The sequence below is a fragment of the Agathobacter rectalis ATCC 33656 genome (assembly GCF_000020605.1).
Taxonomy (GTDB): domain Bacteria; phylum Bacillota; class Clostridia; order Lachnospirales; family Lachnospiraceae; genus Roseburia; species Roseburia rectalis.
Genome location: NC_012781.1, coordinates 1,125,617 through 1,143,163, shown reverse-complemented (window position 1 = coordinate 1,143,163; position 17,547 = coordinate 1,125,617). Strand labels below are relative to the sequence as shown.

General features: G+C 39.8%; 19 protein-coding genes. 1 reads left to right on the top strand and 18 read right to left on the bottom strand.

The features are described 5' to 3' along the window. Nucleotides 1-16: 16 nt before the first annotated feature. The 15 genes from EUBREC_RS05545 to EUBREC_RS05475 form a co-directional block, all read right to left on the bottom strand. Nucleotides 17-1,018, bottom strand: coding sequence for an SPL family radical SAM protein (locus EUBREC_RS05545; RefSeq protein ID WP_012742103.1), 1,002 nt, complete (start codon nucleotides 1,016-1,018; stop codon nucleotides 17-19). Nucleotides 1,019-1,032: 14 nt separating this feature from the next. Beyond that, nucleotides 1,033-1,902 (bottom strand): nucleoside phosphorylase-I family protein, encoded by an 870-nt coding sequence (locus EUBREC_RS05540; protein WP_012742102.1) that lies wholly within the window; start codon nucleotides 1,900-1,902, stop codon nucleotides 1,033-1,035. A gap of 41 nt (nucleotides 1,903-1,943) precedes the next feature. Beyond that, nucleotides 1,944-3,431 carry an ATP-binding protein gene (locus tag EUBREC_RS05535; protein ID WP_012742101.1) on the bottom strand — a complete coding sequence of 496 codons (1,488 nt, stop codon included), beginning with the start codon at nucleotides 3,429-3,431 and terminating at the stop codon, nucleotides 1,944-1,946. Continuing rightward, entirely contained in the window at nucleotides 3,395-4,750 is a 1,356-nt protein-coding gene (locus EUBREC_RS05530) for a vWA domain-containing protein (RefSeq protein ID WP_012742100.1), read from the bottom strand. Before EUBREC_RS05530 ends, EUBREC_RS05535 begins: the two co-directional genes overlap by 37 nt. Nucleotides 4,751-4,948: 198 nt before the next feature. After that, nucleotides 4,949-5,533, bottom strand: a complete 585-nt coding sequence (locus EUBREC_RS05525) for a cytidylate kinase-like family protein (protein ID WP_012742098.1) — start codon at nucleotides 5,531-5,533, stop codon at nucleotides 4,949-4,951. A 13-nt stretch (nucleotides 5,534-5,546) separates the two neighbouring features. Further along, nucleotides 5,547-6,914 carry an MATE family efflux transporter gene (locus tag EUBREC_RS05520; RefSeq protein ID WP_012742097.1) on the bottom strand — a complete coding sequence of 456 codons (1,368 nt, stop codon included), beginning with the start codon at nucleotides 6,912-6,914 and terminating at the stop codon, nucleotides 5,547-5,549. Nucleotides 6,915-7,167: 253 nt separating this feature from the next. Beyond that, a complete protein-coding gene (locus EUBREC_RS05515; RefSeq protein ID WP_012742096.1) occupies nucleotides 7,168-8,175 on the bottom strand; it encodes a leucine-rich repeat protein in 1,008 nt (335 codons plus the stop codon). Nucleotides 8,176-8,247: 72 nt separating this feature from the next. Beyond that, nucleotides 8,248-8,655 (bottom strand): HI0074 family nucleotidyltransferase substrate-binding subunit, encoded by a 408-nt coding sequence (locus tag EUBREC_RS05510; RefSeq protein WP_012742095.1) that lies wholly within the window; start codon nucleotides 8,653-8,655, stop codon nucleotides 8,248-8,250. Next, nucleotides 8,639-8,908 carry a nucleotidyltransferase family protein gene (locus EUBREC_RS05505; RefSeq protein ID WP_012742094.1) on the bottom strand — a complete coding sequence of 90 codons (270 nt, stop codon included), beginning with the start codon at nucleotides 8,906-8,908 and terminating at the stop codon, nucleotides 8,639-8,641. The genes EUBREC_RS05510 and EUBREC_RS05505 overlap by 17 nt, the downstream gene beginning before the upstream one ends. Before the next feature lie 384 nt (nucleotides 8,909-9,292). Next, nucleotides 9,293-11,374 (bottom strand): heavy metal translocating P-type ATPase, encoded by a 2,082-nt coding sequence (locus EUBREC_RS05500; RefSeq protein ID WP_012742093.1) that lies wholly within the window; start codon nucleotides 11,372-11,374, stop codon nucleotides 9,293-9,295. A gap of 18 nt (nucleotides 11,375-11,392) precedes the next feature. Continuing rightward, on the bottom strand, nucleotides 11,393-11,731 hold the full coding sequence (locus tag EUBREC_RS05495; RefSeq protein WP_012742092.1) for a DUF6110 family protein: 339 nt from the start codon (nucleotides 11,729-11,731) through the stop codon (nucleotides 11,393-11,395). Between the two features lie 169 nt (nucleotides 11,732-11,900). Then, a complete protein-coding gene (locus EUBREC_RS05490) occupies nucleotides 11,901-12,059 on the bottom strand; it encodes a hypothetical protein (RefSeq protein ID WP_041253961.1) in 159 nt (52 codons plus the stop codon). A 185-nt stretch (nucleotides 12,060-12,244) separates the two neighbouring features. Beyond that, nucleotides 12,245-12,655, bottom strand: coding sequence for a bacteriohemerythrin (locus EUBREC_RS05485; protein ID WP_012742089.1), 411 nt, complete (start codon nucleotides 12,653-12,655; stop codon nucleotides 12,245-12,247). Between the two features lie 84 nt (nucleotides 12,656-12,739). Beyond that, on the bottom strand, nucleotides 12,740-13,963 hold the full coding sequence (locus EUBREC_RS05480; protein ID WP_041254508.1) for an HD-GYP domain-containing protein: 1,224 nt from the start codon (nucleotides 13,961-13,963) through the stop codon (nucleotides 12,740-12,742). Next, a complete protein-coding gene (locus tag EUBREC_RS05475; RefSeq protein WP_012742087.1) occupies nucleotides 13,957-14,112 on the bottom strand; it encodes a hypothetical protein in 156 nt (51 codons plus the stop codon). The genes EUBREC_RS05480 and EUBREC_RS05475 overlap by 7 nt, the downstream gene beginning before the upstream one ends. A gap of 344 nt (nucleotides 14,113-14,456) precedes the next feature. On the opposite strand from EUBREC_RS05475, the gene EUBREC_RS05470 reads away from it, so the two are divergent. After that, nucleotides 14,457-15,980 carry a 4Fe-4S dicluster domain-containing protein gene (locus EUBREC_RS05470; protein WP_015568820.1) on the top strand — a complete coding sequence of 508 codons (1,524 nt, stop codon included), beginning with the start codon at nucleotides 14,457-14,459 and terminating at the stop codon, nucleotides 15,978-15,980. Nucleotides 15,981-16,111: 131 nt separating this feature from the next. On the opposite strand, the gene yaaA is transcribed toward EUBREC_RS05470, so the two are convergent. Genes yaaA through EUBREC_RS05455 form a run of 3 tightly spaced genes read right to left on the bottom strand, consistent with a single transcriptional unit; the run spans nucleotide 16,112 to nucleotide 17,529 of the window. Beyond that, complete coding sequence (yaaA, locus tag EUBREC_RS05465) at nucleotides 16,112-16,861, bottom strand: peroxide stress protein YaaA (protein ID WP_012742085.1); 750 nt, start codon at nucleotides 16,859-16,861, stop codon at nucleotides 16,112-16,114. After that, nucleotides 16,861-17,316: a thioredoxin-dependent thiol peroxidase gene (bcp, locus tag EUBREC_RS05460; RefSeq protein WP_012742084.1), complete on the bottom strand. Its 456-nt coding sequence runs from the start codon at nucleotides 17,314-17,316 to the stop codon at nucleotides 16,861-16,863. The genes yaaA and bcp overlap by 1 nt, the downstream gene beginning before the upstream one ends. Before the next feature lie 3 nt (nucleotides 17,317-17,319). Further along, the gene (locus EUBREC_RS05455) at nucleotides 17,320-17,529 is read right to left on the bottom strand and encodes a DUF6219 family protein (protein ID WP_015516636.1); all 210 of its coding nucleotides are present in this window, start codon (nucleotides 17,527-17,529) and stop codon (nucleotides 17,320-17,322) included. Between the last annotated feature and the right edge of the window lie 18 nt (nucleotides 17,530-17,547).

The following is a 17,547-nucleotide window of genomic DNA, read 5'->3' as shown; positions in this document are numbered from 1 at the left end:
ATGTATTGCAATAATATCACTTCCACATAAATATCCTGTCCTTATCCACATATTCGGATACAGCCTGTACCATAAACTCTTCCATATCACTTCGTATATTTTCCGGATACTGGTAATACCCATTCACATTGTCGTATGGAAAATTCACCACAGCACTACGAGGCATGTCCTTTCGCATTTTCTTCAGATAATCCTGCGATATGCGGAAGCTTCCGATACTCACATCCCACAGCGTAAAACCGTCTATCTGTGAAAATACGTCATCAACCAGCCTGCTGTATTCACCTCTCCAGTCCTTGCAGTATATCATCGGATCAAAGCACAGTCGCACTGGAAATCCACCATCCATAGCACATTTTGCTGCCTGAATCCGCTCCATAGGTGCGGACGCAAAATGCTCATACTCTGCTGCAATCCTTTGAGGCGAAACTGTATAGGCAATAATTACCCTGTCACAGGCTTCGTAATTGCTCCACAAATCACACCTGCCACTCTTGGTGCGGATTTCAATTGTAAGATTCTCATGCTTTTTTGTAAAAGCAATCCATTCCCTCACAAAGCCGGTAAGCGACTCTATGGCCACGAGGTCTGCATCATATGACACGCAAAGATATATGCTTTTTTGCGCCAGAAGTGCTTCAAGCTCCGCAAAAATATCCTCCAAATTTACAAACACCACAAGATTACCAGACGGATACATGCCCTTTAAATAGCAGTATTCGCAGTCAAATATACAGTTCATCATGCATGAGCAATAGTAGAAATTCTCATTTCCAAAGCTCTGACACACCGGTGCACCTTCATATATGCAGCCGCTTGTATTCTCTGCCAGAATGAGCGCCTTGGCATTGCTTTGAGCAGAAATACTCTGCTTTTTGCGGCAGAAAACATCCTTGTAGTGGTCAATTTCTATGACTGTTGTATTATTCAGCTTTTCTAAAATCTGCTTTGTACGTGGATGCTCGGCCACGCCTTTTTCCACATATACATGTGAAAACATTTTATTGTATTGGCACATTTGACATTTCCTTCTTACAACAATCTCTGTTTCAATTCAAACAGACATTTCTTTCCTTCACGCTTGCTCTCACACGGCAGCAAGCCATTTGTATAGTACTCATCCAGAACAGCTTTATAATCTATACCACTTAATCTGCAATACTTTATAAGCTGTGCCAGCTGATCTCCCATTACCTTGGAACAGCGCATATCGCTGGTCAGCCTGTCAATATTCCAAGCGGATTTAGTATCATCTGTCGCATTGCAGTCTGCCATATTTTCGCCTCTAGTCTTATCATCTATTGAAGTTTTATTACCACCTACACTTAAAAGCCTATCAATATAGCCGCATATTTTGTCTTCCTGCAAAGCAAAAAGCTCTGTGATTTTCGACTGGTCAATTCTCTCACCGGCATCTGAAACAAGCTTTATAAAATGCATACGATGCGGTCCCACGAAAAACGCTGCTGCCTGATAAACGGCGGCTGCCTCCATATCATATACAACCGAATCGCTCCCTTCATTAAGCACCCTTGCGACCGTTACTATCTCACACTCCCTGAAATTTGCTTTCATCAGCATATCGGGGTAAAATGTACGCCCTGTCATCTGCTCAGTGAGCTTGTTTCCCAGAAATATACTGCCCAAACAGATATCACTGCTAAAACCAGCGCCACACCCCACATTCAAAATCTCATCATCCGGTGAAATCCCATACGCACCACCGATATTTGAAACCGCTGCCGCCGCATTGATTTCTCCTACGCCTGTTATCACAAGCCTGATACTCTCATTTGCAAACACATCAAATCTCACCATTTCAGGGCTTTTTTCCTTTTTTAAGCCATAGTGGTCTATTATATTTTTTGCCTCAGCATAAAAAGCGCTAAATATATAAATCATAGATAATTCCTTCAAATCTTCCCTGCATACATCAACAGGATTTATCTCTCAAGCTCCTTTAAAAGCCTTGTCCTGTTGCTTCCAACCATGAGCTTTTCATTGTAGATATCAAATTTTTCACATTCGTTCTCAGCTAAAAAGCTGCTGATTTCCGGTGTGATGGTCAGCTCTGTCACAAAGACAAGCATCTCCTGGTCGTCCGAGAATACATCCTCCACAAAATCAAATGCGTGGTTTAGCTTCTCTCCTGCAGCATCCTCCATCGTTGAAAGCTTCTCTGATTCTTCGGTAAAATCATCCATCACCGTATCAAAATCACCCTTGATATGCTTTAAGACATCCTGTCTGATGTAATATTCCTTTGGCAAAATAAGAGAGCTCTCCTTCAATATCTCCATATTCTTTGAAAACTGCTCCACAGCACTGTTGTACAGCGCATGCTGCTCTTCAGTGCTTCTTTGTGACTTTCTGTATTCCTTCAGAAACTCATACCATAGCTGCACCATTTTCCGCTCTCTGGCCACATCCGAAAAAACAACTGTCAGTCCGCTTAAAAGCAGATTCACCACAGTGATTCTCTCATCGAAATCAGCATCAAACACACGTTTATATACTGACTTTTTCACATTTCCGGACAATATATCGCTTATACCGTAATCCTCATTGTATTTTCTGTAGATTTCCAAATATGCGTACACATCCTCTGCTATATCAGGATGATGGATAAACTCACCTATTACCTCCTCCGTGACTGCAAGTTCTCCCGCCTCGTACACCTTAAGCAGACTGCTTAAATCCTCCCAGCCTCTTGCCGTGACGAAATTCATACCGTCCACGTCAGTTTCCACCCTGTAAAAATTGTTTGGGTGAAGCTCAAGATAGCTTAAAAGTGCATCATGGATATGCACATCTCTGGCATATTCCTTCCACACCTGATAGTCCGCTTCTATCGATATATATCTGACACGGTCGAGCGTAACCATATCAAAATCGCGCACTGATTTATTATACTCAGGCGGATTTCCTGCCGCAACAATCACCCAGCCCTTTGGAACAGCCTGATTACCAAATGTCTTGCACTGCAAAAACTGAAGCATCGTAGGCGCAAGTGTCTCGGACACGCAGTTTATCTCATCAATAAAAAGTATGCCCTCCTTAAGCCCTGTTGCTTCCATCTTTTCATAGACGCTGGCTATAATCTCGCTCATCGTGTATTCCGTGACTGAATAGCTCTTTCCGTCATACTCACGCTCCTTTATAAACGGCAGTCCTACCGCTGACTGGCGCGTGTGATGCGTGATGGTATATGCCACAAGACCTATTTTGCACTCTCTTGCAATCTGCTCCATAATCTGTGTCTTGCCTACGCCGGGCGGTCCGATTAAGAGCATCGGTCTCTGCCTGATCTGCGGTATCACGTACTCTCCATGTGCATCCTTTGACAGGTATGCTTTCACTGTATTTTTCACTTCGTTTTTTGCCTGTTTTATATTCATATTGTTTCCTCCAGCTCCACCTGCATCGCCCATGGCGGCACCTCATTACCCTCATATGCACCAACCGACACAAATGCGCACTTGTACGATGGACACTTTGCCGGGAAAATTCCCTTGCCATCAGTAAAATATATAAGTCCGCACATGTTCTTAAGCTCTCCCTTATCCAGAAGGTCTCTCACATACGAAAATGCCGGTCTGAAATCTGTGCCTCCGCCTCCTACGAGCGTAAACTTGTTTAAAAGCGGCTTAATCTGCTTTTCATCTGTAATTTCCTCGTCCGTCTTTACGCTGTCATCACACTGTATGATGCGTATTTTATTCCTGACAAAAAAGCTGTCCGACTCCGTGAGAATTGTAAAGGTCTCCTGTAAAAAGTGCTCCACCAGCTCCCCACTCACAGAATAGCTCGTATCAAGTACTATGACAAAATCCCTTATCTTGTATGTCTCCCTCGTTTCAAGAGGCTCAATGAGCGGCATATTGCCGTAAAGCGAAAGTCCATACGCGTAATACCCCATATCAAAGGAATCATAATCTGCGTGTACCTCCTCACGAAGCACTGCAAACCTGCGCAGAAACTCCTTGTAGCTTCGTCTGCTTCTTTTCGCGGACAGCTCCCTCATCATTACCTGCTCACCCTCGGATTCGCTGTCCTTTGAATGGCTTTTCTCCATACGTGTCTGTCTGGATATTTTCTGCCACTGCTTTTGGGCCTCGGATGAGCTTAGTGGCATAGCATTGTCGTTTTTCTCCTCCGGCCACAAAGAGTGGTCATCTGTGTAAAATTCCCGTGCCAAAAGTGCAAGCTCATTTTTATCCGTTGTGTTTGCAATATCATCTATATCCGTGATTTCTTCAGCCTTTATTTCTGCATACTGCTTGTATAGCCACGCGTATAAGGCTCCGGGAGCAATCACGATATGCTCTTTTTTAAGCCTCTCATACGTGGTTTTTCTTATATAGCTTAGGATACGCTTTGTGCTTTTCTTTTCCATTGTATCAATCGTGTACTCAACCATTATATCACATGCCATATTCCACAGAAATTCATCCCTCTCACCTTTAGTCCACAGGTGAAAAAACAGACAATGCAGCACACTGTGCAGATAAGCCCGGTTCAGATACATGCCATTTTTCTTAAATATATCAATCAGCCTGATTGGATTGTAATAAATATATGTGCCGTCAGTTGCCATGGAGTAAAGCTGCTCGTTCACCTTTGGGGAAAGAGCCGAGAGCGCCAGTTTCATAAAAGGCATGTCGAGATACAACTCGCACTGTATTTCATCTATTATTTTCTGTGACATTTCCTCCTGCCACTCTGAATCTGTCTGGACATGTTTTTTCATGAAGCTGCCTCCTTTCCCATATACTTCACAAACCCTATTATTCTGCTGCAATATTTTCAGAGTTTATTATACTATAGTAACCTTATTTTCTCAATAAAATGTGACTCACAAACAACATCTTAAAAAGTATATTTAAAAAGTAATCCCGGATAGTTCATGATACAATCATAAGCTATACGGGATTATAAGTTTATTACACTATACACATTCAATAATTATACTCTCACATTTGTCATACCCGAGCTTTGAGCTGTTCAGGCACAATGTATAATTAGCAGCTTTTCCCCATTTCTGATCCGTGTAAAAATTATAATTTGTCATACGCCTTTTATCTATGTCATTTATCATTTTTACTGCATCAGCTTCTGAAGTATTATGCAGCTTACAGATACGCTGTATTTTTTCCGGCATATCCCCATGGATATACACATTCAATACATCATCCCTGTCTTTCAAAATATAATCAGCATTTCTTCCAATAATCACACATGGCTCTTTTTCTGCCAAATCCAAAATCACTTTTCTCTGTGCCTCATATACCATATCTTCTACTGATTTTCCTGTAATATCACGACCGGTAAATGCATATGCAAAAATCCCTTTCTTTGGGGACAGCTCAGCATTTTCCTTAATATACTCCGGTGCCAGTCCTGACTCTTTTGCAATCTGTCCAATTATTTCCTTGTCATAATATTTAATTCCAAGTTTATTTGCGACTTCTTCTCCGATAAAACGTCCGCCACTTCCAAACTCTCGGCTTATCGTAATGATTCTTTTTGTCATGGCTTATGCCTCCTTAATTTAAGTTTTCCACTTTATTTTTATTGATTCTCTTTAAAAATAAATATCCTACAATACAAGCAGTCACCTCCGTGATTGGAAATGCCCACCAGATCAGCGAAACTCCAATATGTCCGCCTCTTACAAAAAATGAGAAGATGCATGCCAAAGGTAATATAATTATAAGCTGTCTGAGCAGTGAAATCACAAGCGATTCCATACCACCATCAAGCGCCTGGTAAATACCCTGATATGCCACATTTATTCCGGCAAAAATAAAGCTGATGGAAATAATTCTCATTGCCCCGATAAAATATTCTCTTGATGCTCCTGCATTGAACAAAGCAGCAAATTCTCCCGGGAAAATTTCTGTAATCGCTACTCCTATGACCATAAGCACAATCGTATAAAGCAATCCATACCTGATGCCATCCTTAATTCTCTTTTTGCTATGCATTCCATATGAAAAAGCTATAATTGGTGTAATTGCATCCCTTAGTCCGAATGCAAGGAACAATACAAACTGCTGCACCTTATAAAACAAACCATATGCAGTCTGCGCCGAAGGACTAAATTTCAAAATAAGATTCATCACATAAACCATAATTGACATCAGAGCCTGTGCAATAATAGCCGGAAGTCCAATTGCATAAATTTCCCTGATTATTCCTCCATCAGGCTTCATATACTTTGTATCATGCTCAAATTCCCTGTTCAGCTTCATATGAAACACAAACAGCAGTATTGCAGACACAACCTGACCGATAACAGTTGCATATGCGGCGCCCTTAACTCCCATTTCCGGAACCGGTCCAATACCATAAATCATAATAGGATCAAGAATAATATTTACCACTGCTCCAACTACCTGACCAATTGTAGAATAAAGAGAACGTCCTGTTGCCTGCAGCAGTTTTTCAAATAGTGAAAAGAAAATAATTCCAAATGAAATCACACAACATATTCTCAAGTAATTTGTTCCCATTGAAATAACTTGAGGATCAACGGTCTGTGATGAAATATAAGCTTTAACTCCAAAAATTCCAAACAACAGGCATACTATATAAATTATTGCACCAAGAAATAAACTGTTTCCTGCAACCTTTGCAGCTTTTTTACTATTTCCCTGACCAAGTGTTCTTGCAAGAAGTGCATTGGTTCCCACTCCTGTTCCAATTCCAACTGCTACCATAAGCATCTGAACCGGAAATACCAGTGTCAGTGCATTAAGTGCTGCCTCACTTCCTGACCTCATATTTCCCACAAAGGCGCTGTCTACAATATTGTAAACTGCCTGCAATGCCATAGATAAAATCATCGGTATTCCCATCTGTACCATGAGCTTATTTACCGGCATGTCCTTCATCTTGTTACTTTCTGCCATCTTAACTTATTCCTCCTTTTCTGCATAAAAAAAGTGCGCTCTTATCTCATAAGCTGGACTTACGCTGATAAGCTACACACTTTATAATGCACTATATATTTTAATGATGTGCGACAGCAGGTGCACAAAAAAAAGAGCAGCTAAACTGGATTTACGCTAGTCTGCTACTCGTTCATAGGCTATTATATTTTTATTTTTGAAAAAAGTCAAATATTTTTTAGTAATAACATAACCTTTGCATTTACACTTAAATTTAAAATTCAAACCGCCTCTTCCTGGATACCGACAGATTTTCCTTCTTAAATCTATGCAAAATCACACTGCCCTCACTCCATTCATCCTGTGCTGCAAGTGCAAGCATATCAGTAACAGCCAGGACATCTGCGATAAAATTCTCCTCACCATCTTTAAGCTCCAGAAAACTCTGCAGCAAACCCGAATCCCTTTTTCTTATGATAAGCTCAGACAGCCTTTTTTTATGATTGACAATATACTCCAAAAACTGCTGCCTAGCTTCTTTTGAAAGCTCATACGCATAAATAAGCCTATAAAAAGCCATATCTAAAAGGTCATCCTCACTCTCCTGCGCAATCGCCTCTGAAAATATTTCATCATACTGCTTCCACACAAACACGCGGTCCATAAAAGCCTGTCTGGCGCGAAAGCCTTCTCCGTTCATGTTCAGCTTAAAAATATGAGCAGGACCAATCTCATCATATGTCTGGTCGTACTCGAAAAAACATGCCTGCGCAATCGCATTTCCATCGCTGTCAGCCCATCTAACCCTCACAAGAGTGCTTATCTGTGAAAGAATCTGCTTAAGACACGACTTATCCTTCGGTGAGCCTCTCATCACAAGCATATAAAGTTTTGTGCAGTTCATGAAAGCGTCACCATCCACATCACATATGTCGGATGGCAGCTCAAGCATAGTCAGCCTTGAACAATTATAAAAGCACAGCCTGCCAATCTTTTTCATTCCGTCCGGCAATATGACCCTCTCAATATAATCATCACACAGCTCCGTCATATCAGGACGCAGAATATCATCAATCCCAAGCTCTGTTTTCAATTTTTCAGGCATACTCTTGAAAGAAAAGCAATACTCCGCAAGCTCCGTCACTCTCATGCCGTCAAGCATATCCGGCACCACACACACCGGATTTTTCCCATACATATGAAGAAGCCTAATGCAATCATCATTAAGCCTCTCATATACACATATATAATTATCGTTTATTTCAACCTCTATATTTGTCATCGCTATCTTTAATTCTATGTTTTTATTACTATATTGTGTTAATTTTGTGCATTAGATATATCTACGTAAAATTTATCCAACCTTCAATAATTCATCTATCGTATTCTTAAAATCATAAAACAAATCAATATATTTTTCAACAATTGTATTACAATGTGTCCTTACAACCTCACAATCATAGTCATGTGCAAGTTCATTTCTGACCTTAAGCATATCCATCCACGCATCATCAGAAATCAGCTTTGCCTTGAAGGATTCACGTAACACCTCTCGCGGTGAACCTGTAACAAACCCGGTTATCGAATAATATTGTACCAGAATATCTTTCATTACCTTCCACGATAAATCAAAAGTAATGCTAAATTTAGCACTTGTCCCACTCAAAACAAACGAATCGGAAAGGTCTCTCTGCCTTGCCTCAGCTAACGCATCTAGTGAATTACAAAAAGATTTAAAACGTCTCTCAAATTTTGCGTCCATACTGTCTGATATCCTCCAATAATAAATCATTCCTGCATGTATCCAAATTCAGTAAATCAACACTGTACAAGGTAGGTAAGTCCTCCACTTCATCAGAAAGCGTATCAAAATCCTTCACTCCCGATACCGCTATATCAATATCACTACGTTCCAATGCAGTACCTTTAGCTCTTGAACCATATAAAATTACCTTTTGGGCATCATGCTGTCTGCAAAGCTCTGCAACCCTGCTTATAACCTCTTCAACCTTCACTAATCTAACCTCATATAAAAATAATCTGCACTACATATGAGTTAGTTTATCACAATTCCTACATTATTTCCACCACAACGTAAGGGGCGCTGCCGCGGGCACCGCGGTGGCACACGTACTATCACGTGTGCGAATAGCGCAGTGAGTTAGATACTGTAGAAATTATGCCATGAAGCGCAGAAACGCCCCTGCAAGGACGCAGGGGCGAGGAGAACCGCGCCATGGACGGCGCGTTTCGACGGTTTCGTCAAGCATAGAAACCCTTCAAGCATAATTTCGTATAGTATCTTACCCACGAAGCGTAGCACGCGGGATAGTACGTGTGCCACCACGGTACCCGCGGCAGCGCCCCGTACTACATCAATAAACATTGACATCCAAAATCTACTCAAGCAGATTCTTCATACTGTTCACACTGATAAGAATTGTCGATCCATTGTGCAAAAGTGCTGTCGTAGTCGGCGGAAGCACACCTGCCACACCAAGAGCAATGAGCCCTGAGTTAAAACCAACAATCTTTCGATAGTTGCTCTTTATACGTTTCATAAGAGCATTACTTATATATTTAAGAGTTACAATCTGGTAGAGATCATCCGAGCCCACCGTAATATCAGCAATCTCGCGGGCAATTTCAGCGCCGTCACTGATTGCAATACCGACATTTGCCGCAGAAAGAGCCGGTGAATCATTTATGCCGTCACCAATCATAATGACCTTTCTGCCCTTATCCTTTTCTCTCTCCACAAAGGCAGCCTTGTCCTCAGGTAAAACCTCGGCGTAGTATTCATCTACACCTACTTTTTTCGCAATGACAGAAGCTGTACGCTCACTGTCTCCTGTCATCATGACAACCTTTGATATGCCTGCCTTCTTTAATGAAGTAACAACTGCTGCTGCCTCATCACGCAGAGGATCCTCTATACAGATAACTGCCGAAAGCTTACCCTCAATAGCCAGATACAGGTGAGAATAATACAGCGGAAGCGACTCAAACAGTGGCTCCTTTCCTGCAGGAACAACACATTTTTCATCCTCAAAGACAAAATGATAGCTTCCGATAACAGTACGCTTGCCATTGATGGAGGTTGCAATTCCATGAGCCACAATATACTCCACCTTTGTATGCATTTCCTCGTGGGAAAGCCCCTTCTTAGACGCAGCGTCTACCACTGCCTTTGCCATTGAATGAGGGAAATGCTCCTCCAGACAGGCTGCAACACGAAGCATGTCATCAGATGAATACTCATCATTGAAGTTCACCACATCAACCACAGTCGGATGTGCCTTTGTGAGTGTACCGGTCTTGTCAAAGACGATGGTATCAGCCTCCGCAACAGCCTCAAGGAACTTTCCTCCCTTTACTGTTACATTATAAAGGCTTGCCTCTCTGATAGCAGAAAGCACAGAGATTGGCATAGCAAGCTTGAGTGCACAGCAGAAATCCACCATGAGAATTGACATAGCCTTTGTCACATTTCTTGTCAGAAGATATGTAAGCCCTGTAGCTCCAAGCGTCCACGGCACAAGCTTGTCAGCATAGTGCTCAGCCTTTCCCTCCAGCTCAGATTTAAGCTTTTCGGACTCCTCTATCATAGTAACAATCTGGTCAAAACGGTTGTTTCCTTCAACCTCCTTGACCCTGATAGTAATCTCGCCCTCCTCGACAACAGTGCCTGCAAACACAGTATTGCCGACAGTTCTTTGAACCGGAACCGACTCACCTGTCAGGGAAGCCTGATTGACCATCGCATCGCCATCTAATACCTCTCCGTCGAACGGTATGACATTTCCCATGTGGACAACAACCTTGTCGCCCTTTTCAATCTTTGAGGACTCAACGAGTATCTCCTGATTCTCAGGTGTCCTAAGCCATACCTTGCTCACATTAAGCGACATGCTTCTGGCCAGGTCATCAACAGACTTCTTGTGTGTCCATTCCTCCAAAAGCTCACCTATTCCAAGCAGAAACATAATAGAGCTTGCGGTAGAAAAATCCTTTGTGACAAGCGAAACCGTGATGGCAGTAGCATCAAGCACCGGCACTTCAATTTTTCTCTGCAGCAGACACTTAAGCCCAATTCCAATATACTTTACAGATCGTCCAATAGTAAGCGCTATCCTGATTGGCAAAGGCAGCAGGAGCTTTTTACTGTAATGCCAGACAACACTTCCGATAAGTTTTTCCTGATATGAATTATTAAGCTCTCTTCCTGATGTCTTAATAACAGTCTGTGGCACATTGGCGCTCTCATAATGAAAGTGGCGAAGCAGCTCTATAATCTGCTCTCTGTCTCCTACATACTCAATCACAGCATCAGCCGTCCTGTCATAAACCTTTACAAAGGTAACATTCCTGTGATTGTGAATCACATAAAGCAGAGTGTCCGCCTGCTCATATGTCATGCGGTACTGCTCCATATGAACACGCATACGGCCTCTTGACTCATGCTTAATCGTAAATTTCATATGACCGCCTCTTATCTTCTATGCCTCAGCAGTCTCTGCTGTAACCTCAGCCTGCTCTGCTTCCTGCTCATCAGCCTTAGCACACTCGCATACATCCTCAGATGCATCCGAAACCTTAGCAGCCTCAGCCTTAGCCTCGCGCTCCTCGTTGATGCTCTTAGCCTCAGCAAGAATATCCTCTGCATTCTCCTGAACAGTATTAACAGTCTTCATAACACAATCCTTAGCACGAAGCGCTGCTGCTGTACACTGAGTATAAGCATGCTTAGCATCCTTGCTTGATAAAATCTTGATACCAGCTGTACCAAAAGCAACACCTGCTGCGAATAAACCTGAAGCCTTCCAATTAAATGACATAATGTTTTCCTCCTGTATATTTACAAAAAATATAGTTAAAGTTTACTTACAAGAAACATTATATTTCCCGGAAATACTGTTATTCAAGCCTAATCTCATACAGTTCTTGCTAATTCATGCCCTCAAACGCCCTTATTATGCGTCCTCCCGGACTTATTGATAAAGTTTATCACTTCAATTGATACATACACAAAAGCATAACAACATCGACTGCGATATTCTTGATTTCAAGTATTTCGTTACCTTCATCGGTGACAACACATTCAGCTTTTACATTACCATATTCAAGTACATACATATTACCTTTTTCAAGATAGTGATCAACCATGCTCTCCTGTTCATCAGCTAATAGCAATAATGATATAAACTACTTTTTATTTTCATTCACTTCTCTGATTTTCATATCCATTACTCCGTCAAACAAACAGGTGGATTTGATGGTCAAAAGGTATTCTCTCCAACTGAAGATATATTATGACCATCAAATATAATATTTATTAGTAATTCAAAAGATTACATTTTTGATACAAATTCTGCAATTTGACCATCAACATATAGGATGTGATTAACTAACCACTCTGTGAGATACTTTAAAATACCCATAATCTGTTCATCCTGATCTTTTATTTCATCATTGTGATGTTCAATAAATTCATCAAGTTTGTGTATAAATTCCTGATGCTGAATTTTTTGAGTAAATAATTTTTTATAATTAATAGACTCCATATACTGCTCTTCATCATTAAAATGTTTCGCTGTATAATCACGAAGGTCTTCAAGTATCATGTCAATTCTATCATATTTATCCGGTGTATTCTCGTCATGAAGCAGTTCATATGCATCATCTGCATATTTAAACAACTGCTTATGCTCTTCGTCTATCATATCTATGCCGATATAATATTCTGGTTTCATTTCATACATAAATTAATCCTACTTTCATTCTTATTCTTCTTTTGAAATCCACGTAATACAAGTATACAATGGAAAACACTATTATCTTATATATCATCGGTTTCTTCCAAAACATTCTCTAATTATCTTTGAAATATCCGAATCAATAAAATCTTTCTGTGCCATGTCATCAAGGATATCACATGTTTTTTCATGAGATAATCCTTTTTTATAAGGTCTATCTTCCGTAAGAGCCTGATAAATATCAACACATGCCATCATACGTTCCGGTTCATTTAATTCAGCAGCAGTTTTTCCAAAAGGATACCCCTTTCCATTTAATTTTTCATGATGGAAAGCTGCCCAGTCTCGTATTTCTTCAAAATCATTAACCTCTGATAATATTAGGTATGTATAACCAGCATGATTTTTCATTTTAGAAAATTCATCATCCGTAAGCTTATCCGGTTTTTCCAGAATTTCATTGCCTACCGCCATTTTTCCTATATCATGCAGAGCACCAGCTAAATACATTTTCTGTACAGTGATTGAATCATATCCCATATATTGGGCAAGCATGGATGCTTTTTCAGCTACTCCTATAGAATGTCTGCTTGTAAAAGAAGATTTATAATCTACAATCTTTGCAAAGAAATCTGCAACATCTTTACACATTTCCCAATCAAAAACCAGCTTTTCTCTTGGGATAGCTTCCCATAGCTTAGTTTCAAAAGAATCATCACTTAAACACATAAACGATTCTTTTGTGAATACATGAAGAAAAGCATTAACACATTCCGAATCAAATAGACTATCCTTATTTTGGGAAAGATATTGACACATAAAATCCCAGCTATTATCATCAGAATCAATACTATTTCTTATAATATCAATGATATCTGCAAGATGAATAATCCTTGCGAACAATGGAATTTCATTCCACTTTTTTTGAAAAGGGCCAGTTCCATCGGCATGTTCATGATGATACAAAATCACATTTGAAACATCTGTTTTAAAAGGAAGTTTAGTAATATTTTTTTCACCATATATACAATGGAGATTCGTTTTTTCCTCAGATAAATCTTTTTTTAGGTCAATAACAGAATCCTTTTTAAGCTCCTCAGAAATATATTGTGTCAGAGCATTGTCATGCAGTAAAGCACACATGGCTAAATCTTGTAACGCCTCACCTTGAATTGCCCAATATTCAGCCATGCATACGCTTATATAAGCCACTCTTTTTCCATGTTTGTTTGTGATATTTACCAACTCTGCTTCTATGCAGTCCAAAGCATAGGAACAGGCGCCTGTAAGTCCAACAATATCTATACTTAGCATTTCCATAATCCATGCAGATTGCAATATGCATATACTTCTTCTACCTGCTCACCATCGAAAAGACAAAAATCTGCTACCGGCACGCCCTTATCCTTTACCATTTCAATAATGCTTCCACAGTGATTGCATACATAATATTTTACTTCCATCTTTTTTCTCCTTCCATGTGTAAAAAATAAAATCTAAAATCTTCTCCATGTATTTTAAATGGTATTCTCTAAATAGCCATTTATTCTTATTAATTAGGATTAATTGACCATAATTATTATATAGTATTATAGTACTTCAGTCAATACAAAACAGTAATCATTCCTATTTTAAAATTTAAAATATTATCCTTTATTTTCAAAGAAACGCAAAAAATCAGGTTTAAAATTCATTAATTATCTAGTATTTATGTATCATAAAAAGTACAGCCTATTTATTGAGACTGCTTATTTTATCTGATACAATAAGGAAAATTGAAATTTTATTTTATAAGGAGGAATCAATAATGAGAGGTGTCGAAACCCGAATTCAGGAAATCAGACATAAAATCTTTACAGAGGTTGCGCGTATGGCATATCATACCGAATGGCCTGTAAAAGATCGTATGGAAGCTCTTCCATACAAGATTATTCCTGGCGAAAAAGGAAATTTCAGGAACGATGTATTTTTGGAGCGTGCTATAGTCGGAGAGAGACTTCGTCTGGCAATGGGTCTGCCTTACCGTAGTGCTGCAGAGCATTCACCTATATCAGATGGAATCGAGGCTGCCGACAAAGATGAAACCTACTATACACCGCCTCTTATCAATGTTATAAAATTTGCATGTAATGCATGCCCTGAAAAAAGAGTACATGTTACAGACGGCTGTCAGGGATGTCTGGCTCATCCATGCATGGAGGTATGTCCAAAAGATGCTGTATCGCTGGATCGCACAACCGGAAAATCTGTAATTGACCAGGAAAAATGCATAAAGTGTGGACGCTGTGCAAGCGTATGTTCATATAATGCAATTATTGTTCAGGAACGTCCATGTGCAAAGGCCTGTGGCATGGATGCCATTTCTTCTGACGAAAACGGCAAAGCAAATATCGATTATGACAAGTGTGTTTCGTGCGGACAATGCCTTGTAAACTGTCCTTTTGGTGCGATTGCTGATAAATCCCAGATTTTCCAGACTATCAGAGCTATACAGTCCGGTGAAAAGGTCTATGCTGCAGTTGCTCCTGCATTTGTTGGACAGTTTGGTCCAAAAGTTACTCCCGGAAAGCTACGTGCAGCCATGAAGGCTCTTGGTTTTGCAGATGTATTTGAAGTAGCTATAGGTGCAGACCTCTGTGCCAAGCAGGAGGCCGAGGACTTCCTAAAAGAGGTACCGGATGAACTTCCTTTCATGGCAACCTCATGTTGTCCGGCATGGTCAGTCATGGCTAAAAAACTCTTCCCTGAGCATGCAAAATGTATCTCAATGGCACTTACACCTATGACGCTCACTGCACGTCTTATAAAGCAGCATAATCCAGATGCGCGCGTGGTATTTATCGGACCATGTGCTGCCAAAAAACTTGAAGCTATGCGACGCAGTGTACGAAGTGAAGTGGACTTTGTACTCACCTTCGAAGAGATGACCGGTATTTTTTCCGCAAAGCATGTGGACCTTGAAAATATCGAGGAAGACCCTGCAGGTGTCAGCGATGCTTCAACAGACGGAAGAAACTTTGCAGTCGCAGGAGGTGTGGCACAGGCTGTTGTTAATGTTATAAAACGTGATCATCCGGATCAGGAGATAAAGGTAGCAAATGCAGAAGGTTTAAAGGAATGCCGTCAGCTCCTTAAACTTGCAACTCTAGGCAAGTATCCCGGATATCTACTTGAAGGTATGGCATGTCCCGGAGGTTGTGTTGCCGGTGCTGGAACCATGCAGGCAATTAAGAAATCACAGACTTCTGTCGGATTATATGCAAAACAGTCTACTCATAAAACCTCAAGCGAAACTGAGTATATCAAGGAGCTTGACAAGCTTGTAGATTAATATCAATAAAAAGAGGATATATGGATATGTATAAATCCATATGTCCTCTTTTTTATTACAGGTTATCTTATAATATAAAATTAGTAATAGTTATTATTTTCAAATCATATTCTCTTGATAACTTAAAATAATTATGCTATTTTGCGTTCAAAAACATATTTACTATCTGATGATAAATCAGACCTGAATATATAACCAAGCCTGTCAAACTTTTTTATATCATCAGGATTTTCAATATCATTTTCCGCCATGAATCGAACCATCTCACCACGAGCCATCTTAGCATAAGTACCTTTTGTTACCAGTTTATTTCCAGCTTGTTCGCAGAATGAAATTGTAATATATTTATCCTTCGGTGTAAGATACTTTTCTATACATTTAGAATATTCCTTTGATGCAAGATTAATTATAATTCTGCTTTCATCAATTACTGAACGATACAGCATATCATTCCAGTACTCATACAGATTTTTTGCATCTCCTATTTCGACCTTTGCCTGCATTTCCAAGCGATATGGCGTTACTCCGTCCATAGGTTTTAAAACACCGTAAAAAGCTGATAATATTCTCAAATGATTTTGTACATACTCAAACTGACTATTTTCAAACACGGATGGTGCCATATATTGAAAAGCAATTCCTTCATATGCTAAAACAGCCGGAGTAAGCCTGTTATAAAGATCCATATTTTCCAATCTGTTAAAGTTCTGCTCTGCAATCTTGTCATTACATTTCCAGATAGCTTTCAGTTCTTCTTTTGATTTGCTTTTTATCCAGTTTAATACTTCTGCTGTCTTATCAATATAGACAGGCAGTTCAACCGGTACTAAGTTATCGGTATCTACAATCATCTTTTTTGCAGGTGATAAAATAATCTTCATTATGCCAATTCCTTAAGCATATTTTCAGGATCATCTGCCGCCTTGACTTTATCATTTGCCTTTATAATGATTCCCTGCTCATCAATAAGATAAGTAGTTCTTACTACACCCATAGATACTTTTCCATAATTTTTCTTTTCTTTCCAGACATCATATGCTTCAATGACTTTACGCTCCGGATCTGCTAATAGCGTAAATGCCAGGCCGTATTTTTCTTCAAATCTCTTATGAGACGCTACAGAGTCCTTGCTTACTCCGAGAATAACAGCGCCCTTCTCAGTAAACTGTGGATAACGCTCAGAAAAGCCACATGCCTGCTTAGTGCATCCGGCTGTATTATCTTTTGGATAAAAATATAAAATTACTTTTTTACCTGCATAATCACTTAATTTATGCATTTCTCCGTTCTGATCCGGCAATTCAAAATCCGGTGCTTTTATTCCTAACTCTAACATTTACTATTCCTCCGCTTTTGTATTTTCCACCTGTTTTCTTGTTCTTTTATTACCTGAAATCATTTTATGACCAGAATAGACTGCCATAATCATGCATATCAGAGAGCCAAATGCAAAGTATTTGTGTGCTGCTTTTAACCCTTTATATCCTGTATAAAAAGTTCCAACCATTGTAACTATTGCTCCGATTGACCAATATTTATGTGCTTTCATTATTATACCTCCAAATTG